This window comes from Vreelandella mediterranea, from assembly GCF_970647075.1.
This window is the reverse complement of sequence record NZ_OZ310198.1, coordinates 1,979,940-2,001,884: the sequence shown is the minus strand read 5'-3', so window position 1 is coordinate 2,001,884 and position 21,945 is coordinate 1,979,940. Positions and strand designations below refer to the sequence as shown.

Genomic DNA, 21,945 nt, shown 5'->3' with positions numbered 1-21,945 from the left:
GAGTGCCCCGGTTAGAGGCTGCTCGAAAGGCGTGAAGCATTCAAAAGCACCGGCGTCCTTGAGGGCGCCGGTGCTTTTGTTTAATCGCGGTAGCGGCGGGTCAAGTCAGCGTAGGCATCGACCCGGCGGTCGCGAAGAAACGGCCAGATACGCCGGGTATCCTCGCTTTTAATCATATCGAGGGTGGCCACGAGCTGTTCGGTGCGCGTCGAGGCGTGGGCCAGAAACTCGCCCTGGGGACCGCAGATGAAGCTGCCGCCCCAGAAGTCGACCCCGGCGCCGACCCCGGAGTGGTCCGGCTCGAAACCGACCCGGTTGGCGGCCAGTACCGGCAGGCCATTGGCGACGCCGTGGGCGCGCTGCACCAACGTCCAGGCGTCCTTTTGGCGCGCCTTCTCTGCATCATCGTCATTCGGGTCCCAGCCGATGGCGGTGGGGTAGAGCAGTAGCTCTGCGCCGGCCAGCGCCATCAGGCGTGCCGCTTCCGGGTACCACTGATCCCAGCACACCAAAACGCCAAGCCTTCCCACCGAGGTGTCGATGGGGGTAAAGCCTTCACCCCGGGCGGCGTCGATATCGCCCGGGGTGAAGTAGAATTTCTCATAAAAGCCCGGGTCGTCGGGGATATGCATCTTGCGGTACTGGCCCACTCGCCCCTTGGCGCCGTCATACACCACCGCGGTATTGTGGTAGAGCCCGGCGGCGCGCTTTTCGAAAATCGAGCCGACCAGCACGATATCGAGCTCCCGGGCCAGGGCCGCCAGGCGCTGGCCCGTGGGGCCATCCAAAGGCTCGGCCAGGTCGAAAAGCGCCGGGTCTTCGTACTGGCAGAAGTAGTGCGTGGCGTGAAGCTCCTGCAAAAGCACCAGTTTCGCCCCTTGGGCTGCGGCGTCGCGCACGCCTTTTTCACTCTCGGCCAGGCTCTGGGCCTTATCCGGCCAGGCCACTTGCTGGATCACTGCCACGCTCAAAGTGTTGCTCATGGTGCCTCCTCGAAAAGGGCCTGGTTAAGCGTGCCCTTGGGTAGCTGCATGGTTAGACAATGCAGGCTACCGTGTTGGCGAATCACGCTTTGACACTCGATGGGAATGATGGCGTGTTCGGGGAACGCGCTGGCCAAAGCGTTCAATGCCGCCAGGTCGTTGGCGTCGGCGTAGGTAGGCACCAGTACGGCGCCGTTGATGATGGTGAAGTTGGCGTAGGTGGCCGGCAGGCGGTGGCCATCCTCGGGGTCGAACGCCGCCGCGGGCCAGGGCAGGGCGATCAAACGGTAGGGCTCACCGTTTGGTTGACGAAACCCCTGTAGTTCGGCCTCCATCGCTTTGAGCGCTGGATAGTGCGGGTCTGTCTCGTCGTCGCAGCGCACGTAAGCAATGGTCGTGGGGCTGCAAAACCGGGCCAGGGTGTCGATGTGGCTGTCGGTATCGTCGCCGGCCAGGTAGCCGTTTTCGAGCCACAGTACCCGGTCGACGCCCAGATCCGCTTTTAGCGCGTGCTCGAGCGCCTCGAGGGAGTAGTCCGGGTTGCGGTTCGGGTTTAAAAGGCATGCTTTGGTGGTTAAAAGCGTCCCCTGGCCATCGGTTTCGATACCGCCACCTTCCAGTACCAGCGACTTGTTCACCACCTTGCAGGCCCAAACTCCTTTGCTATCGAGCGCTTTCGTCAAGGCATCGTCGCGGCGGGCGGGAAATTTGCCGCCCCAGCCGGTAAAGGTGTAGTCGAGAAGTGCCATTTCGCCGTCCGCGCGGATCACCCCAAGCGGGCCGTGATCCCGCGCCCAGGTGTCGTCGGTGGCGGCTTCGATGAGCAGCAGCCGCGCGCGGGAAACGCCCAGGGTGGCAAAACGTTCGCCAAGGCGCGTCTTTGTGGCGGTATCCGGTACGCTGACGACAACGCGCTGATAGCGCACAGCGGCCAGCACGATGCGCTCAAGCGTTGCCTCGATACGCTCTAAAAGGGGGCGCCAGTCGCCGTCCGGGCGCGGCCAAGTGAGCTGCAGGGCATCCTGGGGGTGCCATTCCGGCAGCAAACGGTCAGTAGGGTGTGCCAAGATTGCATGCTCTCGTTGCCAAGGAAGAGGCCGGGCTTGGATACCGACCAAAGGGCGCAATGTAGGGGCTCGCCCGCCAAGTTGCAAGTCATCCCGCGCGCTACTGCGCCGGGTAAAAGATTACTTCTGTCATGCGTGTTTACCCATGCAGGGCGTATAAAAAAACCGTACCATGGGCGCCATATAACCAAGGAATGATGCCATGCTTGATCGTTTGCCTTTTTTGGTGGGGCTGCGCTACGTGCGCGCTAAACGCCGAAACCACTTTATTTCGTTTATCTCGTTGATTTCGATGCTGGGTTTGACGCTAGGCGTCACGGTGTTGATTCTCGTGCTGTCGGTGATGAACGGCTTCGACTACGAGCTGCGCACGCGCATTCTGGGCATGGTGCCGCACACCAAAATCGAGTATCAGCCCGGGCTCGTCGAGTGGGAGGCGCTCGCCGACCGGCTGATCGAGCGCGACCGCGTCATCGGCGTGGCGCCCTACGTGGAGCAGCAGGGCATGTTCTCGGCCAGCGGGCGCAACGAAGGCGCCATGGTGACCGGTATCGACCCGGCCTGGGAGGATCAGGTATCGATCATCGGCGATCATATGCGCCGGGGCGAGCTTGACGATCTAGCGCCGAACGAGTGGAACGTGGTGCTGGGCTCGATACTGGCCAGCCGCCTGGGCGTCGGTGTCGGCGATCGGGTGACGTTGCTGGTCCCCGAGGCCTCGATTACCCCGGCGGGCGTCTTTCCGCGTCTCAAGCGCTTTACGGTCAGCGGTATCTTCAGCGTGGGGGCCGATCTTGACGGCAGCCTGGCCTACGCCAACATCGAAGACATGCAGACCCTTGCGCGCCTTGGCGATGCCATCGGCGGCCTGCGCCTCGAGCTCAACGACCTGTTCGTGGCCGGTAGCGAAACCCAGGCGATCGTCAACGACCTGGGCCCGGGCTATGTGGGCCGCGACTGGACCTTTACCCAGGGCAGCCTGTTCCAGGCGATTCAGATGGAAAAACGCATGATCGGGCTGTTGCTGACGGTGATCGTGGCGGTCGCTGCGTTCAACATCGTCTCGACGTTGGTCATGGTGGTCACCGATAAGCGCGCGGATATCGCCATTTTGCGCACCCTAGGCGCGACGCCGCGCTCTATCATGGGGATCTTTATCGTTCAGGGGTTGACCATCGGCATCATCGGCATCGCCCTGGGGGTGTTGGCCGGGGTGGTGCTGGCGCTGACGATCTCGGATGTCATCGGCTGGTTCGAAGGCATCACGGGCATTCAGTTCCTCGACTCCGGCGTCTACTTCGTCAGCCACCTGCCGTCGCGGCTGCTGTTCGACGATATTCGTAACATCGTGCTGGCCGCTTTCGGTCTTACTTTCCTGTCGACGCTTTATCCCGCCTGGCGGGCCGCGCGCGTACAGCCGGCGGACGTACTGCGCTATGAATAAGGACGCGCCCATGAACTCAACGATTTCCCAGGCTCCGGTCATGCTTTCCTGCCAGAACCTGACCCGCGTATATAGCGTCGGCCCCCAGGAGTTGACGGTGCTGGATCAGCTCAATCTCGAGGTGCGCGCCGGCGAGCGCGTCGCCGTGGTGGGTAGCTCCGGTTCCGGTAAAACCACGTTGCTGAATATGCTGGGCGGGCTAGACCGGCCAAGCGAGGGCAGCGTGATGATCGCCGATGAATCCCTGGCCGGGCTCAATGAAACGCAGCTGGGTCGCTTTCGTAATCGCTATATCGGCTTTGTATACCAGTTTCACCATTTGCTGGCCGAGTTCAGCGCCGTCGAGAACGCGGCGCTTCCCTTGATCATTCGGGGCCAGCGTAAAAAAGCCGCCGAAGAGCGGGCGATGACGATTCTGGAGCGGGTCGGGATGAAGTCACGGGCGGAGCACAAGCCCGGCGAGCTTTCCGGCGGCGAGCGCCAGCGCGTGGCGATCGCTCGGGCACTCGTGACCGACCCAAGCCTGGTGCTGATGGACGAACCCACCGGCAATTTGGATCAAACCACCGCCAGCACCATTTTGAGTTTGATGGACGAGCTTGCCCGTGAGAGCGCCTGCGCGTTCGTGATCGTGACCCACGACGTGGCCCTGGCGGCCCACCAGGACCGCGTCCTGCGTCTCAATGCGGGACGGCTGCAAGAGGAAGTGACAGCGCCCGTTTAGGGCGCTTCGTCTTGCTCGTCCAGTTTGGCTTCCATGGTCGCCCGGCGCTGCTGGCGTTTGAGCCGGCGGCGCTTCCAGCTTTGCGAGACGTGCCAGCGCCAGATCAGCCGAATGACCACGTTGGCCGCCACGGCGAGAATCAACGCCGTCACGATAGAGCCTAGAAAAAGAGGCGGAAGCAGGTCGTGCATCTGCTCGGCCAGCCAGCGGGTCGAAATACGTGACGGTGCCTCGCGCACCGGCGCGCCCATCAAAAACGTTCCCACCCGATAGTTGAAATAAAAGATCACCGGCATGGTCAGCGGATTGGTAATCCAGACCAGACTCACCGAAAGCGCCAGGTTGCAGCGCCCGATGCGCGCACCCAGTGCCGCGACCATCATCTGCAGCGGGATGGGCAGCATGGCGCAGAAAAGCCCGACGCTAAAGGCGTTGGCGACACTTCTGCGGGTCAAGAGCCACAATCCGGGGTCGGCAATCAAGGGCGCCATGAAGCGAAGCGAGCGCTGGCGCCTTAACGTATCGGGCTTGGGCATGTAGCGCTGCAGGAAACGGCGCGGCATGTCGGTTACTCTTTGAAATAGTGCGCTCTATTATCCACATCGCGCGGCGGTTAGGCTACGCCGAGCGTTGAACGCCGGCCACGGAGGGGACGATGCGGGCAGGGGGGATCATACCGGCGGCGGTGGCAGCGCTTGGCGGGGCGCTTTTAGCATGGCTAAGCGGCCCCGGCGGGCATTTGGGCGTGGCCATCGGCGCGCTCCTGCTGGCCGCGCTTTTGATGATCAACCGCGCGCCGCGCGCGTTGGCCCTGCTTTTGATCGGTGCCTGGGTGTTCGTGGGGATTCAAGTTGAGTGGCAGCGCGCGCTCCCCGCAGGGCTTGGTGGCGAGGATCTCCTGGTCGAGGCGCGCGTCGATAGCGTTAAGCCCCTGGCGGGTGCGACGCGGCTGACGCTGCGCGTTGACCGGTGCGAAAGCCCGCCCCATCGCTTGAGCTGCGAGTCGCTCAAACGCGTGCGTGTCACGACTTACAGCGATATATCGTATCAAGCCGGCGAGCAGTGGCGACTGACGCTTAGACTGCGCCCACCGCGCGGTTTTACCAACCCCAATACCTTCGACTACGCCCGATGGCTCTGGCGCGAGGGCATCCACGCGACGGGCTACGTACGTGAAAGCCCCGCACCGCTTCGCTTGAAAGACGCACGCTCGACGCTTAAAAAGCGCGCACTTGCGAAAATCGCGGACACCGACCTTTCTGATCGAACCAGGCGCTGGCTGGCCGCGCTTACGCTGGGCGAGAGCTCTCAACTGACCCAGGACGATTGGGCGCTATTGAACGCCACCGGCACGACGCACCTGGTGGTGATCTCCGGGCTGCACGTGGGGCTGATCGCTTCGTTGGTTTTGCTGGTCGCCCGGTTCGCGGCACGCCTGCTCACCCCGCTCGACTGGCGGCTGCGTGCCTGGCCCTGGTGGGCGGCGGGGGCCGCCTGCGTGGGCTATGCCTTACTGGCCGGTATGGGGCCGCCTGCCATGCGTGCCATGGTGATGACGCTGCTCGGGCTCTGGGTGCTGAGCGGGCGTCACGCGCCCGGGCCCTGGCAGGCCTGGTGGCTGGCGCTTTTGTTGATCGTGTTGCTCGACCCGCTGGCCCTTTGGCGCCCCGGGCTTTGGCTCTCCTTTGTCGCGGTCGGGTGGCTTATCGTTATTTGGCAGGGCCGCGCCCGGCCTTCCGGGGTGAAAGGCTGGTGCTGGGCGCTGGTGCGCACCCAGCTACTGCTGGCGCCGCTCATGGCGGCGGCGGTCCTGATCGCTTTTGGCCGGGTAGCCCCGGGCGCGCCGCTGGTGAATCTGCTGGCTGTCCCCTGGGTCAGCTCGCTCATGGTACCGCTGGCACTACTTGGCTGGCTGTTGGCGCCGCTTCCCTACGTCGGCGTGTTCGTGTGGTGGGGCTTCGAGCAGGCGCTCGGCGTTTTTCATGGACTGTTGAGCCTGACCCTCGGCGCGGCGCCGCTTTGGGAGCCCTCGGCGTCGCTCAAGCTGCCGCTGGCGGCGGCACTGTTGCTCGTGGCGCTTTGCTTTGGGCTTGCCTTCGTGCCGCGTTGGCTGCGCGCGGCGGCGCTGCTGGTGACCGCCGCGCTTGTCTTGACGCATCAGCCAAGCGCTTTGGCGCCGGGCGTTTTACGCGTCACTGTATTCGATGTGGGCCAGGGGCAACTGGTCGAGCTCGAGAGCGCGTCCTGGCGCATGCTTTACGACACCGGTCCACGCTTTCAAAGCGGCTTCATGCCGCTGGAGACGCTTTGGGCGCCGGGTCAGCGCTTCGATCGGGTGATGGTCAGCCACAGCGACATCGACCACGCCGGCGGGGTGGCGGCCCTGATGCGCGAACACCGCGCCGCACAGTGGCTGGCGCCCCAAGGCGAGGCCTTGCCCGTTTCGTTCGAGCACTGCGTAAGAGGCCAGCACGAAGAGCACGACGGCGTTAGTTATCGCGTGCTTTGGCCGCCGGCGGGGGAGAATCAGCTAACCCACAACGAGCGCTCCTGTGTGCTGGAGGTTAGCATTGGGGAGCACCGGCTTTGGATCACCGGTGACGTGGGCCGTGACACCGAGCGGCGCCTGGTGGGCGACATCGAATCACCCATAAGCGTGCTGGTCGCAGGGCATCACGGTAGCCGCACAAGCTCCGGCGTTCAGTTCGTCCGCGCCAGCCGCCCCCAGCACGTGGTGTTCAGCGCCGGGCGGGATAACGCTTTCGGCCATCCGGTGGATGACGTCGTGCGCCGTTTTCGACGAAACGGCAGCTGTCTTTGGAGCACCGCCCAGCACGGGGCGCTGACGTTTTATCTAAAAGCGGGCCGTGAGGTCGAAGTGTCGGCGCAGCGCGGCATCGATGGAGGGCGTAAGCGGTGTTGATACGCGGCGCCTTAAGGTAGAATCCTGCGCACTGCACATCACGCCAGGAGCCCGTGTGACCGATTCGAGTTGGGTGTTGTATAAACGCTTGCTGAGCTACGTAAAGCCGCACTGGAAAATGTTCGCGCTGGCGATCATCGGCTTTTTGATTTACGCCGCCTCCAGTACGGCGCTGGCCGAGATGATGAAGCGCCTGATCGATGGAATTCAAAATCCGGACGCGGCGTTTCGCTTCTTTTTGCCGTTGTTCGTCGTACTGATGTTCGCCTCCCGCGGGATCGGCACGTTTTTAAGCACCTATTACATGGCCTACGTGGGGCGCTACGTGATCCATACCCTGCGCTGCGATGTGTTCGATCATATGCTGCATCTGCCCGGGCGTTTTTTCGACCAGCACTCGAGCGGGCATCTGGTGTCGCGGGTGACCTACCACGTCGAGCAGGTGGCGGGAGCGGCGACCAATGCGGTCACCGTGATTCTGCGTGAAGGGCTATTCGTCATCGGGCTGGTGCTTTATCTGCTTTGGACCAACTGGATGCTCACGCTGCTGTTTTTGGGCGTGACGCCGGTGATCGCGGTCGTGGTGAGTTTCGTGAGCAAGCGCTTTCGCAAGATTTCCAAACGCATCCAGAATTCCGTGGGCGACGTAACCCACGTGGCATCCGAAGCGCTGTCCGGCTACCGAGTGGTGCGTACCCATGGCGCCGAAGCCTTCGAAAAGCAGCGCTTCGAGAAGGCCAGTGAAGAGAATCGCCGCCAAAGCATGAAGCAGGCGATGACCCGGGCGGTCAGCTCGCCGGTGATTTTGATGCTGGTGGCGGTCTCCATGGCGCTATTGGTGTGGCTTGCCATGGCGCCCGCCTTCATGGCGGATATGACCCCCGGCGAGTTCGTCGCCTTCATCACCGCCGCGGCAATGACGATCAAGCCGGTGCGCCAGCTCACCGAGATCAATGGCGAGATCCAGAAAGGTCTTGCCGCCGCCGCCGAGCTCTTCAGCGTGGTGGATCTAGCCGCCGAGCCGGACAACGGCACGCGCGAGCCCGATACGCTCCAGGGCGAGGTGAACTTCGAAAACGTGAGCTTTCGCTACGCCGACGACCAGCCTGACGTACTCCACGACATCGATCTGCACGTCGCGCCAGGGGAAATGGTCGCCATCGTGGGGCGCTCCGGCGGCGGCAAGTCGACGCTGGTGGGGCTCTTGCCGCGTTTTTACCGCCCCACCCAGGGGCGTCTGCTGATCGACGGGGTGCCGGCGGATGACTACGCCCTCGGCGCACTTCGCCGTCAGATCGCCATCGTCTCGCAGCAGGTGACGCTTTTTAACACCACCATCGCCGCCAACATCGCCTACGGCGAGCAGAATCCGAACCTCGAGCGGGTCAAGGAGGCCGCCCGCGCCGCCTACGCCAGCGAATTCATCGAGAAGTTGCCAGATGGCTTCGAGACCCTGGTGGGCGAGAACGGTCTTACCCTCTCCGGCGGCCAGCGCCAGCGTCTGGCCATCGCGCGGGCCATCTACAAGAACGCGCCGATTCTGATTTTCGATGAGGCGACTTCGGCGCTGGATTCCGAGTCCGAGCGCTACATTCAGAAGGCGCTCGAGTACGTGTGTAAGGGGCGCACCACGCTGGTGATCGCCCACCGGCTCTCTACCATCGAGCGTGCCGATCGAATCGTTGTGATGGAGCAGGGGCGAATCGTCGAGGAGGGCACCCACGAGGCGCTCCTCGGGCGCAAGGGCCCCTACGCCGGCCTTCATCAAATGCAGTTTCAGGAGCCCGCGTGAGCTTTGCAAGCCGCTGGCTGGAGGGCGTTTATATAAAAAGCGCCCGGCAGGCACCGTGGCTTGTACCGCTCTACCCGCTGGGCGCGCTCTACGCCACGGTGATGGCGCGACGCTTCCGGGCTTATGCGTCGGGTAAAAAGCCTGCCTGGCGCGCGCCGGTGCCGGTCATCGTGGTGGGTAATATTACCCTGGGCGGGACCGGCAAATCGCCGCTGGTGGCCTGGCTTGTCAATCTGCTCCAGCATCACGGATGGCGACCCGGTGTGGTGAGCCGCGGCTACGGTGGCCACGCACCGCGCTACCCGCTGGTGGTCAGTGATACCACCAGCCCCGCCCATAGCGGTGACGAGCCCCTGATGCTTTTCAAACAAACCGGTGCGCCGGTGGTGGCGGACCCCAGACGAACGCGCGGGGCTAAAAAACTGATCGAGCTGGGGTGCGATATCGTGATCAGCGACGATGGCCTGCAGCACCTGGCGTTGGCCCGGGATATTGAGCTGGTGGTCGTCGACGGCGCCCGGGGGCTTGGCAACCAGCACTGCCTGCCCGCCGGGCCGCTTCGCGAGCCGGCCCAGCGCCTTTCAAGCGTGGATGCGGTGATCGCCAATGGCGATTTGGCCGAGGCGCTTCCGGTCGAGGCGGTACCGATGACGCTGGCGCCGGCGCGGTGGCGGCGGGTAAGCACCGGTGAGCACGCGGCACTGACACCGCTGCCGTTCAAGTTGCCGGTTCACGCCGTGGCGGGTATCGGCAACCCCGCGCGCTTTTTTAAAACCCTCGAAACACTTAACGTAGCGGGTGAGATGCACCCGCTTGCAGACCATCAGACATTTACGGCCCGTACCTTCGACTTTACGTCCAAGCGTGCGCTCGTGATGACGGCCAAGGACGCGGTAAAGTGTCAATCGCTCGTTCCCTTTGACAGCTGGGCGCTGGAAGTCGACGCCGAACTGCCCGGGGAATTCGAAGCCTGGCTGCTCGAAAAGCTGGCAACGCGGCCTACGAATAGATCACTATCGACGAACACAGACGAGGAAGGCGCTCATGGATAAGGAACTCTTGGCAATGCTGGTTTGCCCACTCTGCACCGGTAAACTCGACTACGACCGCGAGGCGCAGGAGCTTACCTGCCACTACGAAGGTCTGGCCTACCCGATTAAAGAAGACATTCCGGTGATGCTGCCGGAAGAGGCGCGGGTGCTTAGCGCCGACGAGAAGCTCAACCGCTCACCGGGGCGTACAGGGCAGGCGTGATGACGGTACCAACGACCGATCCGAGGGTCGACTTTATCGTCGTCATTCCCGCGCGGTTTAACTCCTCGCGGCTGCCCGGTAAACCGCTCATGGAGATCGCCGGTGAGCCCATGGTGGCCCACGTATGGCGCCGCGCCTGTCTAAGCCTTGCCCGCCGTGTCGTGGTGGCGACCGACGATGCGCGCATCGAGGCGGCACTTTTGCCCTATGGGGCCGAGGTGGTCATGACCCGGGACGATCATCTCTCCGGGACGGACCGGCTGGCCGAGGTGGCGGATATTTTAGGGCTTGCAGGCGATACGCTGCTGGTCAACGTACAGGGCGATGAGCCGCTGATTCCCCCGGCGCTGATCGATCAGGTGGCCGAGCGTTTGGCGTGCGATGCCGACGCCGCCATGGCCACCCTGGCCGAGCCTATCCACGATATCGAGACGCTTTTCAATCCCAACGTGGTGAAGCTCGTTCGCACCCACGCCGGGCGGGCGCTCTACTTCTCCCGCGCGCCGATTCCCTGGGACCGGGAGCAGTTTGCGCAAAAGCCGAGCCTTTTGAATACCGATGCCTGGCTCAGGCACATCGGCATTTACGCTTACCGGGCAAGCTTTTTGAGCGCTTACCAGAGCATGGCGCCTTCGCAGCTCGAACAACTCGAGCAGCTCGAGCAGCTACGCGCGCTCCAGCATGGCCACATCATCCAGGTAGCGCTTGCCTGTGAGCCCAACCCTGCCGGGGTGGATACCTTCGAGGATCTCGCCAAGGTGCGCTTACTCATCGACCAAGCGGAGTCTCAATGACGCGGGTACTGTTTGTCTGTTTAGGAAACATTTGCCGCTCGCCCAGCGCCGAAGGCTTTTTTCAAAAGGCGCTGGTCGAGGCGGATTTGCAAGGTGAAATAGAAGTGGACTCTTGCGGCGTGGGCGATTGGCACCTGGGTAAGGCCCCGGATGCGCGCGCCCGGCAAGCGGCCAGCCGCCGTGGCGTGGATATCAGCCATCTGCGTGCTCGAAAGCTAAGCGTCGAGGACTTCAGCCACTTCGACTACGTATTGGGGATGGACCACGCCAACATGGACGCCATTCGCGCGCTGGCGCCCCGGGATAGCCGCGCCCGCACGGCGCTTTTTCTGTCCTACGCCGACAGCGTCGAGGCCGAGGTGCCGGACCCTTACTACGGTGGCGAGGAGGGCTTCGAGCACGTGCTGGATCTGATTGAGTCGGCCTGTCAGGGCCTTCTCGACGCTATCAGGAAGGGGTGAGGGTGGCCTATCTAACCCCCCGGGTGGACCTGACCCTTGCCAATACGCTGAAGCTTCCCTGCCAGGCGGCCTTTGGCGCTCGTCCGGCCACGCTCAACGAACTACGCGGCGTGCTCGAACAGTGCTGCGCAAACAACCTGGCGATCACGCTACTGGGCGGGGGCAGCAACGTGTTGCTGCCCGAACGTTTCGAGGGCGCGGCGGTGACGCTGGCCTTCGACCAGTGGTGGATAGAGACCCGGGGGCGCGAGGCCACCGTGTTCGCCGGCGCCGGCGTCAATTGGCATGAGCTGGTCATGGCGCTTGCCGCGCGGGGCTGGTGGGGGATCGAAAACCTGGCGCTGATCCCGGGCAACTGCGGCGCTGCACCGGTACAAAATATTGGCGCTTACGGGGTCGAGCTCAAGGACGTGATCGAAGGTGTCCAGGTCATGGAGCTTGCCAGCCAGCGCGCTTACTGGTTAACGCCCCAGGCGTGCGGCTTTGGCTATCGCGATAGCGTATTCAAAAACGCGCTGAGTGGGAAAGTGGCTATTACTCGCTTGGCGCTGAAGCTTACCCGCGATGGCGTCCCCCGGCTTGGCTACGGCGATCTGGCCCGCCGCGTACCCGCCAGCGCCGGCCCGCTGGAGGTGGCGCAAGCGGTGGGCAGTGTACGCCGAGAAAAGCTTCCGGACCCGGCAACGCTTGCCAATGCCGGGAGCTTCTTCAAAAATCCGGTGGTCGAGGCCCCGGCGGCGAAGGCGCTAGCCGAGCGCTACCCGGACATGCCGAGCTTCCCCCAGCCGGACGGGCGTTGCAAGCTGGCGGCCGGCTGGTTGATCGACCAGTGTGGGCTCAAGGGTAGCCGCGAAGGCGCATTTGGCGTACACGCGCGTCAGGCGCTGGTGCTGGTTCACTTTGGCGGGGGTACCCGCGAGGAGCTTTTAAGCTTTGCCCGGCGCATCATGGAAATGGTGCGCCAACGCTTTGGCGTTACCCTGGAGCCGGAGCCACGGGTGGTCTAGCGCCGTTGGTGAAACCGGCACTTTTGTAAGGCATAAAAAAACCCCGCGCCAGGCGGGGTTTTTTTGCGCACGCGGTTTACTCCTGGCCGGTGCTGCCTTGCTTGCGCTTTTCACGCGGGTCGTTATGTGCCCGCCGGCGGCGCTTGGGCGCCGTTTTGGGGCTGGCGTCCTCATCCTGAGGCTGGCTTGCCTGGTCGGAAGCCTCGACCTTGTCGGCCATATCGTCAGAGCGCTTTTGGGCTTCGTCCGTGTCAGTGGCCGCGGTGGGCTCTGACTCGTCCGACGCTTGCTCCAGCGGTGCGGCCTCGGCCAGCGTAGACGGGCTGGCTTGCTCGGTTTCCGCGGGAAGCTCGCTTTCCGAGGAGGTCAGGGGCGCATCCGTCGCCTGGTCGGCTTCGCGCTGTTGCGGCGCTGCCTCGGCTTCGACGTGCGGCTCGCGCTTCTCCTCGACAGGCGCCTGCTCCTCGGCGGGCGCGGCGTTTTCACGCTGCTCGTCAGCCGCAACGGGCCTGGCGGGCTCGGTCTCGAGCGCTTGTGGAGCGGCGTTTTGCTCGAGGGTTTCAGCCTGAGTGGTTTCCTCGGCTAGCGTGGCTTCTGCAGGCTGGGGCACTTCGCGGGTTACCTCATCCTGAGCGCTTGTTGGCGCATCGTCTTGCTCGACCCGGTGTTCGGTTTCGGCTTCCACGGCGGGGGCGGTGGTTGCTTTGACCTCTTCGGCCTGCTCGACCGCGTCGGGCTTGTCGGCCTCGGCTACCGGCACTTCGGATTCTACCGGCGCCGCTTTGGCTGCGGGCGACTCGAGCGTTTCGCTCGGGGCCGCCTGGCCAGAGGTATCCTCAGCGGCGTTCTCGGCCGGCGCTTCAACGGCTGCTTCGGTCGTCGGCGCGACGCTTTCCGGCGTTTTCTCCTCGGCTACCTGGGCGGCGACTGGCTCGCTAACCGGGCCTGGGGCGTCGCTGCCTGTATCCTCCGGCGCTGGCGCCTTGGCGGCTTCGGCTTGAAGCGCTAGCTGCTCGGCTTCGGCTTTTGGGTTGACGGCCTGCTTGCGCGAGCGGTTACGCGGGTTGTTGCGCGTACGCTTGGGTTTGCCGTCGTCTTTGGGGGCGTCCTGCTGGGCCTCGGGTTTCGTCTCGGCTTTGGCTTCCTGCTTGGGCTCGGACTCCTTGGCACCACGGTTCGATTCGCTCTTAGGCTTGTTGGCTCGGCCATTTTCCTGGGGCGTCTCTTTGGCGTTGTCCTTGCCAGCGTCCCGGGGCTTGTCGCGGCGGCTATCCGAGCGCTTGTTTTGCGGCGCCGGGGCGCTGGCTTCGCTCTGCTCGGCCTCGCGCTCGCTTTGGCGCGCGGGTTTGGTGGCGTTTTCGCCCTGTTTCTGCTCGCTGCCCGGGGCGTTACGGCGGCGATTGCGCGAGCGGCTCGGGCCGCTACGCTTGTCGCTGGCGTCGTCCTGGCTCTTCGCGGGGGCGGCGCTGCGCGCATAGGAGGCGCTCGACTCGCTTCGCGGTGTGGCGCTTTCCGGGCGTCTCTCGCGGGCGGGCTTGTTGGCGCGCTCGCCGCCGCGCTCGCTGCTTTGCGTCTTGCGGGCAGCGGGTTCGGCAGCCGGCTTGCTCTCGGGGCTTGCGGTGTCGTCGCTACCGAGGAGCTTGGCAAAGCCGCGGATCAAGCGGCCCAGTACGCCGGTCTCGGCGCTATCAGCGCTCTCGACTTTAGCGCTGCTGGCCGGGGTTTCTTCGTTTTGCAGCGACGCCGGCGCCGGCGCGTTATGGGTTACGGTCTTGACCGCGGCTTCGGCGCGCTGGGCTGGCGGCGCGAAGCTTGCGTCGGGCTCTTTACCGACCTCGGTATCCACGGACAGCTCGTAGCTTGAAAGCGTATGGCTTTCGTCTTCGTCGAGGTGGTCGTTACGCAGGCGCTGCACGTCGTAGTGCGGCGTGTCCATGTCCGGATTGGGTAGCAGCACTACGCGAACGTCCTGACGCGCTTCGATATCGGCGAGCACGCTGCGCTTTTCGTTCAGCAGATAGGTGGCGACCGGCACCGGCAAAATGGCGCGGATCTGGGCGCTACGCTCTTTCATGGCTTCTTCTTCGATCAAGCGCATGATCGAGAGCGACAGCGAACGCACATCGCGAATGGTGCCCTGGCCGTTACAGCGCGGGCAAACTACGCCACTGGTTTCGCCAAGCGAGGGGCGCAGGCGCTGGCGCGACATTTCCATCAGGCCAAAGCGGGAAATCCGGCCGATCTGAACCCGCGCCCGGTCGAGCTTGAGCGCGTCGCGCATGCGGTTTTCCACTTCGCGCTGATTGCGTGCCGGGCCCATGTCGATGAAGTCGATGACCACCAGGCCCCCGATATCGCGCAGGCGCAGCTGCCTGGCGATCTCGTCGGCGGCCTCGGAGTTGGTCTGCAGGGCGGTCTCTTCGATGTCGCTGCCCCGGGTGGCCCGCGCCGAGTTGATATCGATGGAGACCAGCGCTTCGGTGTGGTCGATCACGATCGAGCCGCCGGAGGGCAGCTTCACTTCGCGCTGATAGGCGGTTTCGATCTGCGATTCGATCTGAAAGCGCGAGAACAGCGGCACTTCGTCGGTATAAAGCTTGATCTTCTGTTGGTAGGAGGGCATTACCTGGCGGATGAAGCTCAGCGCCTCGGCGTGGATCTCGGGGCTATCGATCAATACCTCGCCGATGTCCTGGCGCAGGTAGTCGCGCATGGCGCGGATGATCACATTGGATTCACGATAGACCAGAAACGGTGCCGGGCGTTTGGAGGCTTCCGCGGTCACCGATTCCCACACCTGGGCGAGGTAGTCCAGGTCCCACTGAAGTTCTTCGGCGCTTCGGCCGATACCAGCGGTGCGCACGATCAGGCCCATCTTGTCCGGCACGGTCATCTGCGACATGGCGTCTTTTAGCTGACTGCGATCGTCACCCTCGATGCGCCGCGAAATGCCGCCGGCCCGGGGGTTGTTAGGCATTAGCACCAAAAAGCGTCCGGCCAGGCTGATAAAGGTGGTCAGCGCCGCCCCTTTGTTACCGCGCTCCTCTTTATCGACCTGAACGATGACTTCCTGACCCTCTTTCAGCACTTCCTTGATGCTGGGTCGACCGGAAACGTCCTTGAGGAAATATTCCCGGGAAATCTCTTTTAGCGGCAAAAAGCCGTGGCGTTCGGCGCCGAAATCGACGAACGCTGCTTCGAGCGAGGGCTCGACGCGGGTGATTTTGCCGCGGTAGATGTTGGCTTTTTTCTGTTCGCGCGCGCCGGATTCGATATCCAGATCGTACAGGCGCTGACCGTCGACGAGCGCAACCCGCAGCTCTTCGGGCTGGGTTGCGTTGATGAGCATTCTTTTCATGGTGTCTCGCAAAGCGTGTGCACCGATGCGCCGTCAAGGCGGTAGCGTCGACGAATCGCTTTTGCTGCGTGCTTGTGCTCGGCGCATGGCTATGCTGACGCATTGAACCGGGGGCGTGGTGGCCCGACGGTTGGTGGGCGTTGAGTACGTGGCGGAGGCAGGACGTGTTTCGGTGGCTTGTGCGTCCATCCGGCCCTGCTGACACCGCCAACACCTGGCATTCATCGATTCGTCAACGCCGGTATCGGCACAGCGTTGATCCTGACGCCCAAGGTCGAGAAGGTGCAGCAAAGCGACTCGGCCTTGGGCGTTACGTGTCTTCAAATCACTCATGGCGGCCAATCAGGTAGCGCCATGGACTCTATCGTTTGAAAAACGGTAGAGGTCCTTCATTTCTAACCTTCGGTCATGGGTAATGCGTACACTAATCCATTAAACCTTTGCTCGGGCCTGCGTGTTAGTCGGGCAGGCGCTTGCGTATGGCGTAAGACGACAGGCGGGGCGCTTAAAACGCGATGACCGCAGCGTTCGTCGGGCTGACCTTACGGTGGGTCACGCCATACCAATGAGCCGCCTCGAATATAACAGTAAAGCCAACCGCCAGCAATTGACGCAATGGCTCGAGCACTACGTTAGAATGGCGCTTTAGCTGGATATTGTAAAAACCGACCAGGAGCATGCGGCGATGGCCGAAGGGCGTGAAGTACAGTGGGTGGAGATCGCCCCGGAACAGGCGGGTCAGCGTATCGATAATTTTTTGATGACCCGTTTAAAAGGGGCGCCCCGCGCCTTGATCTATCGCATCGTGCGTAAAGGTGAGGTGCGCGTTAACAAAAAGCGCGTCAAGGTCGACTACCGGCTGACCTCCGGCGACCTGGTTCGAGTGCCGCCGCTGCGTTTGGCGCCCAGGGAGGCGCAAAAAGAGGTGAGCGACAACCTGCGCGACTTGCTGATCGGGAGCGTCATCATGGAAGGCCCGGACTGGATGGTACTTAACAAGCCTTCGGGGCTGGCGGTCCATGGCGGTAGTGGGGTGAAGATCGGTTTGATCGAGGCGCTTAGGCAGGTGCGTGATGACCTGAGCTTTTTGGAGCTTGTCCACCGGCTCGACCGCGACACGTCTGGCTGCCTTCTACTGGCCAAATCCCGCGAGGCGCTGGTCACTTTGAACGAGTCGCTTAAAAAGCACGGCATGGACAAGCGCTACGTGGCACTGGTCAGCGGGCGCTGGCCGGCGCGCAAGACCTACGTCAGTGCCCGGCTGGATCGCTATGATGCCGGTAACGGCGAGCGTCGCGTGCGGGTCGACCCGAACGGCAAGGTCTCGCGCACTCACTTCCAGGTGCTCGAAACCTTCGAGAAGGCCACGCTGATCGAGGCCGAGCCCGTGACCGGGCGCACCCACCAGATTCGCGTGCACGCCACTCACGCAGGCCACGCGCTTTTGGGCGATGACAAGTACGCCACTAAAGAGAGTAATTACATGACGCGCCAGCTCAAGGTCGAACGGCTTTTTCTTCACGCTCGCGCGTTGACCTTTCCCGAGCCGGGTAACGGGCGCCCGGTCACGGTAAAGGCGCCGCTGCCCGAGGCACTGGAATCCGCGCTTGCTCGCGCGCGCCGTTAAGGAGCGATCCATGCGCTATGAACTCATCATTTTCGATTGGGACGGCACGCTGATGAACTCGGTGCCGAAAATCGTCGCCTGTATGCAGGCCGCCGCTCTGGAAGCCGAGTGGGGCGAGCTCGCGGTGAGCGATATCGAAAACATCATCGGCTTGGGCCTTCCCGAAGCGATTGCAACTCTCTGCCCGGGCATTCGACCCGCCCAGGCCGAGACCCTCAAGCAGCGCTACTCGCACCACTTCGTACACCTGAACACCACGCCCATGCCGTTTTTCGACGGGGTCGAAGAACGGCTCGAGCGCCTGCGCTCAACGCCCGGCCAGCGGCTGGCGGTAGCAACGGGTAAAAGCCGCCGCGGGCTGGACCGTATTTTTAAAGAAACTCATAGCGGCGGTTTTTTCCACGCAAGCCGCACCGCCGACGAAACTCGCTCCAAGCCCCATCCGCAAATGCTCAACGAGCTTTTAACAGAGCTCGAGGTCGACGTGTCGCAGGCGGTGATGGTGGGGGATACCGAATATGATCTGGAAATGGCCCGCGCGATCGGTATGGATCGGGTCGGGGTGACCTACGGTGTGCATACACCGGCCCGCTTGAAAGCGAGCGAGCCCAAGTGGGTGGCACACAGCGTCGATGATCTCTTCAACTGGCTTGACGGCACCAGGCCTGCAACCTTGTAACCGACTGCGTACAGGAAATATGACGATGGCAATCGATAAAGAACAGCAGGACGGCCGGCCGCGGCGGCGCCTGGATGAGCAAGGTGGCGCGGATCGCTGGACGCAAGGCCCGGAAGTCAGCGCTGCCAAAGGGCAGGAGAGCACGGCCGGGGCAGCGAATGATACCAGCGAAACGCTTCGCGAGCGCCAGCGTCTGGCGCAGATCGAGATGATGGATCGCTGGATCGGCGGTGTGCTCACCGAACAGCGCCGCAGTCGGCGCTGGAAGCTCTTCTTTCGCCTATTGATCCTTTTGGTGGTGCTGTCGGTGATCTCCTTTACGGTGTATCGCGCCTTCTTTGCGGAATCCGGCAGCGCCGCCCCCACCCAGGAGCACTTGGCGCTTGTCGAGGTGCGTGGCGTTATAGCGGGTGACTCACCGGCGAATGCCGAGCGCATCATCAAAGGGCTCAACCGTGCCTGGGAGGCCGACAGCGCCGCCGCCGTGGTGCTGCATATCGATAGCCCCGGCGGAAGCCCGGTGCAGTCCCAGCGGGTCTACGCCGAAATCATGCGCCTTCGCGAGCAGGGCGATAAGCCGATCATTGCGGTCATCGAGGATATCGGCGCCAGTGGCGCCTACTACATTGCCTCCGCCGCCGACGTCATCGTCGCCTCACCGGCGAGTCTGGTTGGCTCGATCGGCGTGATCTATGCAGGTTTCGGCTTTCAAGAGGCGATCGATCAGTTGGGTGTGGAGCGCCGTGTGATGACCGCCGGTGAGAACAAGGCGTTTTTGGATCCCTTTCAGCCGGTGGACGAAGAGATTGCCGCGTTCTGGCAGGGCGTATTAACCCAAACCCACCAGCAGTTCATTGACGACGTCATTGCCGGCCGAGACGGCCGCTTGGTCGAAAGCGACGAGCTCTTCTCGGGGCTCATCTGGAGCGGCGAGCAGGCCATGGAGCTTGGGCTGATCGACGAGCTGGCAAGCCTGGAACAGGTCGCCCGGGATCAGGTGGGCGAGGCGGTATGGGAAGATTACACACCTCGCCTCGACCCGTTCGAGCGTCTTACCCGTCGCTTTACTGGTGCCGCGGCCGAGATTCTTGGCATTGAAGGTACTCAGTCGCCGCTGCGCTTTCAGGCGCGCTAACGCTAGCGCTCGCCGAGCGGGTCCATGCCCGCTTGGCGAAGAAGCCCGCAAAGTGCGATCAGTGGCAGGCCGATCAGGGCGTTGGGGTCGCGCCCGTTGAGTGATTCGAAAAGCGTGACCCCAAGCCCTTCCATACGAAAGCTGCCAGCGCTGTCCAGCGGCTGCTCGAGCGCGACGTAGCGAGCGATTTCCGCCTCGTCGAGCGTGCGAAAGAGTACTTCGAAAGGCTCGACATGCACCTCGCTTTGGCCGGTTCGCGTGTCCAGCAGCGCAAGGCCGGTAAGAAAGGTGACTTTATTGCCGGAAAAACGGGCCAGGTTGGCGCAGGCGCGCTCGGCAGTGTGCGGCTTACCGAGAATCTCGCCGTCGAACAGCGCGATCTGATCCGAGCCGATGATCAAGTGGTGGGGGAAGTGCTGGGCAACGGCGCTGGCTTTGCCCAGCGCCAGTCGGCGCACCAGTGCCTCGGGCGCTTCATCAGCGTGGGGCGTTTCGTCTATATCCGGCGATAAGCACTGGTAAGGAAGCGCCAGGCGGTCGAGAAGCGCCTTGCGAAAGCGTGAGCTCGAGGCGAGTACCAGGGGGGCGTTAGCGGTTTCGGGCACTGCATTCTCCATTGGGTAAGTGATGCGTTTAAACGATGCGCTCCCGCGCGTATGAGGCGGTGAGATAAGTGTTGGCTAAACGCGTGCGCGTATAAATATTTTAATTAAAAGTGCTGGAGCGGCGGTATTTTACTGGTTTGCGCACAAAACAGCGAAGAAATGGCGGGACGGCTTTGACAGCGCCGCGGCGAGTGCCTATCATTGCGCGCCTATGTCGACCTCACAACTCCCCAGTCGGGTTGAGCCTTACAAGCTTGCAGCCCGCCACGAACGACTCGAAGGCCAAGTGGCGCTTGATAAGTTGCCACGTCTTGCCGAAGAGGCAGGCGAACAAACCGGCGAGTGCTATGCATCGCTTGAGTTTGGTATCGATGCCCAGGGTCGCCGTGAAATTCGTGGCCAGTTGCGCGCAACGCTTTCGCTTGCGTGCCGCCGCTGCCTGGTGCCGTTGAGCCAGGATGTCTCCAGCGACTTTCTTCTGGGCATGGTGTCCGACGAGGCGCTGGCGTCCGAGCTGCCTGCCAGTCACGAGCCCGTGCTGGTGGAGCGCGAACAGCTGGACCTGCTCACCGTGATCGAAGACGAGCTGATCCTTAGCTTGCCTCAGGTGGTCTACCACGCCGAGGAAGAGTGCTTTGTCTCGGCAGAGCAACTGGTCAGTAAAACCGACGGCGCGGACGAAGAGCCCGCGCCTCGATCGAATCCTTTTGCGGTGCTTGGCGCCTTGAAGGATAAAGATTCATCCGACGGTAAGAAATAAGCAGCACTTACCCATCCACTTTTGGAGTAACTACTCATGGCAGTTCAAAAGAACCGTAAAACCCGTTCCAAGCGCGGCATGCGTCGTAGCCACGATGCCCTGACAGGCCCGACGCTGTCTCAGGACAAGGAAACCGGTACGACACACCTGCGCCACCACGTCGCGCCGGATGGTTTCTACCGCGGTCGTAAGGTGGTCGAGGTATAAGCCTCGAGCCTCTTTCAAGCGGCAAAGCAGAGCCAGTATCCCGTGCGCCTGGCGATTGATGTCATGGGGGGCGATCAGGGCTCCCGCGCCATCATCGAAGGCTGTGCCAGGGCGGTGATTGAACGCCCTGACCTCGAGCTGGTTCTGTTTGGTCCGTCTCAGCACCTGGCGGCTGAGTTAGCACGTTTGCCGCGGCCCTTGGCTGCGGCAACGTCACGTTTGGCGGTCAGTAATGCGCCAGAACAGGTTTTGCCGGACGCCACGGCGGGCTGGGCGCTGCGCCATGGCAAGGCCACCAGTATGGCCGCCATGTTGCGCTGCGTGGCCGAAGGCGATGCCGTGGCGGGGCTAAGCGCGGGCAATACCGCCGCACTGGTCGCCCTTGCCCGGCGCGAAGTAGGGTTGTTCGACGGCCTTTCACGTCCGGCAATCAGCGCGTCCATTCCTAGCGGGCAGCAAAAGCGCTGCTATCTGCTCGATTTGGGGGCTAACGTGGATTCGCCGCCGGCCAGACTCGTCGATTTCGCCATCATGGGTGCGGCGATGGCGCAGTGTCTGGATGGGGTCGAGCGGCCCAAAGTGGCGCTTTTGAACGTGGGAAGCGAAGCCATGAAAGGCAGTGCCTGCGTGCGCGAAGCCGACCACGTATTAAAGCAGCGCGGCGCAGCGCTGGGTTTCGACTACTGTGGCTACGCTGAGGGTGATGCCATTTACCAGGGCAGCCTGGACGTCGTCGTCTGCGATGGCTTCGTCGGTAATGTGGCCCTCAAGGCCAGCGAGGGCTTGACCCGGATGCTGGCCGAGCGCGCCCGGGTGGCGTTCGAGTCACGCTTTCGCGCTCGCTTGGCGAGCCTGTTGATTCGGCCTTTATTGCGCCAGCTCAAGCAGGAGTTGAATCCAGTGCGCTATAACGGTGCGAGTCTTTTAGGGCTTAAAAAAAGCGTCGTCAAAAGCCATGGTAGTACCCAGGCCGATGGTTTCTACTACGCTATTGAGCGCACGCTGCACGAGGTGGCGCAAAATTTGCCCGCGCGGATCGAGCGCCTGCTAAACGAGCAGGGCGCACGCGTCTCGGGTACCACAACAACGCATTGATAGTTTATTGAATAGTTTATTGGCAGGTCC

The 21,945-nt window shown here is 62.9% G+C and carries 21 protein-coding genes; 16 read left to right on the top strand and 5 right to left on the bottom strand.

The window, feature by feature from the left end:
- Positions 1-80 precede the first annotated feature (80 nt).
- Together ACWFVE_RS09365 and ACWFVE_RS09360 are read right to left on the bottom strand one after the other, a co-directional pair.
- Complete coding sequence (locus tag ACWFVE_RS09365; protein WP_447529004.1) at positions 81-983, bottom strand: carbon-nitrogen hydrolase; 903 nt, start codon at positions 981-983, stop codon at positions 81-83.
- Complete coding sequence (locus ACWFVE_RS09360) at positions 980-2,050, bottom strand: agmatine deiminase family protein (protein WP_447529003.1); 1,071 nt, start codon at positions 2,048-2,050, stop codon at positions 980-982. Before ACWFVE_RS09360 ends, ACWFVE_RS09365 begins: the two co-directional genes overlap by 4 nt.
- A gap of 202 nt (positions 2,051-2,252) precedes the next feature.
- Here ACWFVE_RS09360 and ACWFVE_RS09355 point away from each other — a divergent pair, with 202 nt between their 5' ends.
- Both ACWFVE_RS09355 and ACWFVE_RS09350 read left to right on the top strand, forming a co-directional pair.
- Positions 2,253-3,494 carry a lipoprotein-releasing ABC transporter permease subunit gene (locus ACWFVE_RS09355; protein ID WP_447529002.1) on the top strand — a complete coding sequence of 414 codons (1,242 nt, stop codon included), beginning with the start codon at positions 2,253-2,255 and terminating at the stop codon, positions 3,492-3,494.
- Between the two features lie 10 nt (positions 3,495-3,504).
- Complete coding sequence (locus tag ACWFVE_RS09350; protein ID WP_447529001.1) at positions 3,505-4,218, top strand: ABC transporter ATP-binding protein; 714 nt, start codon at positions 3,505-3,507, stop codon at positions 4,216-4,218.
- Here ACWFVE_RS09350 and ACWFVE_RS09345 read toward each other — a convergent pair.
- The gene (locus ACWFVE_RS09345) at positions 4,215-4,781 is read right to left on the bottom strand and encodes a DUF2062 domain-containing protein (protein WP_447529000.1); all 567 of its coding nucleotides are present in this window, start codon (positions 4,779-4,781) and stop codon (positions 4,215-4,217) included. The two genes, ACWFVE_RS09350 and ACWFVE_RS09345, sit on opposite strands and share 4 nt — an antisense overlap.
- Before the next feature lie 92 nt (positions 4,782-4,873).
- Between ACWFVE_RS09345 and ACWFVE_RS09340 the strand changes: the two genes are divergently transcribed.
- The 7 genes from ACWFVE_RS09340 to murB are packed head-to-tail and all read left to right on the top strand — an operon-like array spanning position 4,874 to position 12,449.
- Positions 4,874-7,141 (top strand): DNA internalization-related competence protein ComEC/Rec2, encoded by a 2,268-nt coding sequence (locus ACWFVE_RS09340; protein ID WP_447528999.1) that lies wholly within the window; start codon positions 4,874-4,876, stop codon positions 7,139-7,141.
- A gap of 55 nt (positions 7,142-7,196) precedes the next feature.
- Positions 7,197-8,933 (top strand): lipid A export permease/ATP-binding protein MsbA, encoded by a 1,737-nt coding sequence (msbA, locus tag ACWFVE_RS09335; protein ID WP_447528998.1) that lies wholly within the window; start codon positions 7,197-7,199, stop codon positions 8,931-8,933.
- On the top strand, positions 8,930-9,985 hold the full coding sequence (gene lpxK, locus ACWFVE_RS09330; protein WP_447528997.1) for a tetraacyldisaccharide 4'-kinase: 1,056 nt from the start codon (positions 8,930-8,932) through the stop codon (positions 9,983-9,985). The genes msbA and lpxK overlap by 4 nt, the downstream gene beginning before the upstream one ends.
- Positions 9,978-10,187 carry a Trm112 family protein gene (locus ACWFVE_RS09325; protein ID WP_447528996.1) on the top strand — a complete coding sequence of 70 codons (210 nt, stop codon included), beginning with the start codon at positions 9,978-9,980 and terminating at the stop codon, positions 10,185-10,187. Before lpxK ends, ACWFVE_RS09325 begins: the two co-directional genes overlap by 8 nt.
- Positions 10,187-10,981 carry a 3-deoxy-manno-octulosonate cytidylyltransferase gene (kdsB, locus tag ACWFVE_RS09320; RefSeq protein ID WP_447528995.1) on the top strand — a complete coding sequence of 265 codons (795 nt, stop codon included), beginning with the start codon at positions 10,187-10,189 and terminating at the stop codon, positions 10,979-10,981. The genes ACWFVE_RS09325 and kdsB overlap by 1 nt, the downstream gene beginning before the upstream one ends.
- Entirely contained in the window at positions 10,978-11,442 is a 465-nt protein-coding gene (locus tag ACWFVE_RS09315) for a low molecular weight protein-tyrosine-phosphatase (protein WP_447528994.1), read from the top strand. The genes kdsB and ACWFVE_RS09315 overlap by 4 nt, the downstream gene beginning before the upstream one ends.
- Before the next feature lie 2 nt (positions 11,443-11,444).
- The gene (gene murB, locus ACWFVE_RS09310; RefSeq protein ID WP_447528993.1) at positions 11,445-12,449 is read left to right on the top strand and encodes a UDP-N-acetylmuramate dehydrogenase; all 1,005 of its coding nucleotides are present in this window, start codon (positions 11,445-11,447) and stop codon (positions 12,447-12,449) included.
- A 76-nt stretch (positions 12,450-12,525) separates the two neighbouring features.
- On the opposite strand, the gene rne is transcribed toward murB, so the two are convergent.
- Entirely contained in the window at positions 12,526-15,807 is a 3,282-nt protein-coding gene (gene rne / locus ACWFVE_RS09305) for a ribonuclease E (protein WP_447528992.1), read from the bottom strand.
- Between the two features lie 177 nt (positions 15,808-15,984).
- On the opposite strand from rne, the gene ACWFVE_RS09300 reads away from it, so the two are divergent.
- The 4 genes from ACWFVE_RS09300 to sppA all read left to right on the top strand — a co-directional run bounded on the left by ACWFVE_RS09300 (position 15,985) and on the right by sppA (position 19,248).
- Positions 15,985-16,179 carry a hypothetical protein gene (locus ACWFVE_RS09300; protein ID WP_447528991.1) on the top strand — a complete coding sequence of 65 codons (195 nt, stop codon included), beginning with the start codon at positions 15,985-15,987 and terminating at the stop codon, positions 16,177-16,179.
- 313 nt (positions 16,180-16,492) lie between these two features.
- Positions 16,493-17,434: an RluA family pseudouridine synthase gene (locus ACWFVE_RS09295; RefSeq protein ID WP_447528990.1), complete on the top strand. Its 942-nt coding sequence runs from the start codon at positions 16,493-16,495 to the stop codon at positions 17,432-17,434.
- A 10-nt stretch (positions 17,435-17,444) separates the two neighbouring features.
- Entirely contained in the window at positions 17,445-18,113 is a 669-nt protein-coding gene (locus tag ACWFVE_RS09290; protein WP_447528989.1) for an HAD-IA family hydrolase, read from the top strand.
- A gap of 25 nt (positions 18,114-18,138) precedes the next feature.
- A complete protein-coding gene (gene sppA / locus ACWFVE_RS09285; RefSeq protein WP_447528988.1) occupies positions 18,139-19,248 on the top strand; it encodes a signal peptide peptidase SppA in 1,110 nt (369 codons plus the stop codon).
- 2 nt (positions 19,249-19,250) lie between these two features.
- Here sppA and ACWFVE_RS09280 read toward each other — a convergent pair whose 3' ends face one another.
- Positions 19,251-19,853 (bottom strand): Maf family protein, encoded by a 603-nt coding sequence (locus ACWFVE_RS09280; RefSeq protein WP_447528987.1) that lies wholly within the window; start codon positions 19,851-19,853, stop codon positions 19,251-19,253.
- Positions 19,854-20,064: 211 nt separating this feature from the next.
- Between ACWFVE_RS09280 and ACWFVE_RS09275 the strand changes: the two genes are divergently transcribed.
- From ACWFVE_RS09275 to plsX, 3 genes are read left to right on the top strand one after another with little or no spacing between them, the layout of a single operon-like run.
- Positions 20,065-20,613: a YceD family protein gene (locus ACWFVE_RS09275; protein ID WP_447528986.1), complete on the top strand. Its 549-nt coding sequence runs from the start codon at positions 20,065-20,067 to the stop codon at positions 20,611-20,613.
- Between the two features lie 36 nt (positions 20,614-20,649).
- Positions 20,650-20,820 (top strand): 50S ribosomal protein L32, encoded by a 171-nt coding sequence (rpmF, locus tag ACWFVE_RS09270; RefSeq protein ID WP_447528985.1) that lies wholly within the window; start codon positions 20,650-20,652, stop codon positions 20,818-20,820.
- A gap of 42 nt (positions 20,821-20,862) precedes the next feature.
- Positions 20,863-21,915 carry a phosphate acyltransferase PlsX gene (plsX, locus tag ACWFVE_RS09265; RefSeq protein WP_447528984.1) on the top strand — a complete coding sequence of 351 codons (1,053 nt, stop codon included), beginning with the start codon at positions 20,863-20,865 and terminating at the stop codon, positions 21,913-21,915.
- Positions 21,916-21,945: the final 30 nt, after the last annotated feature.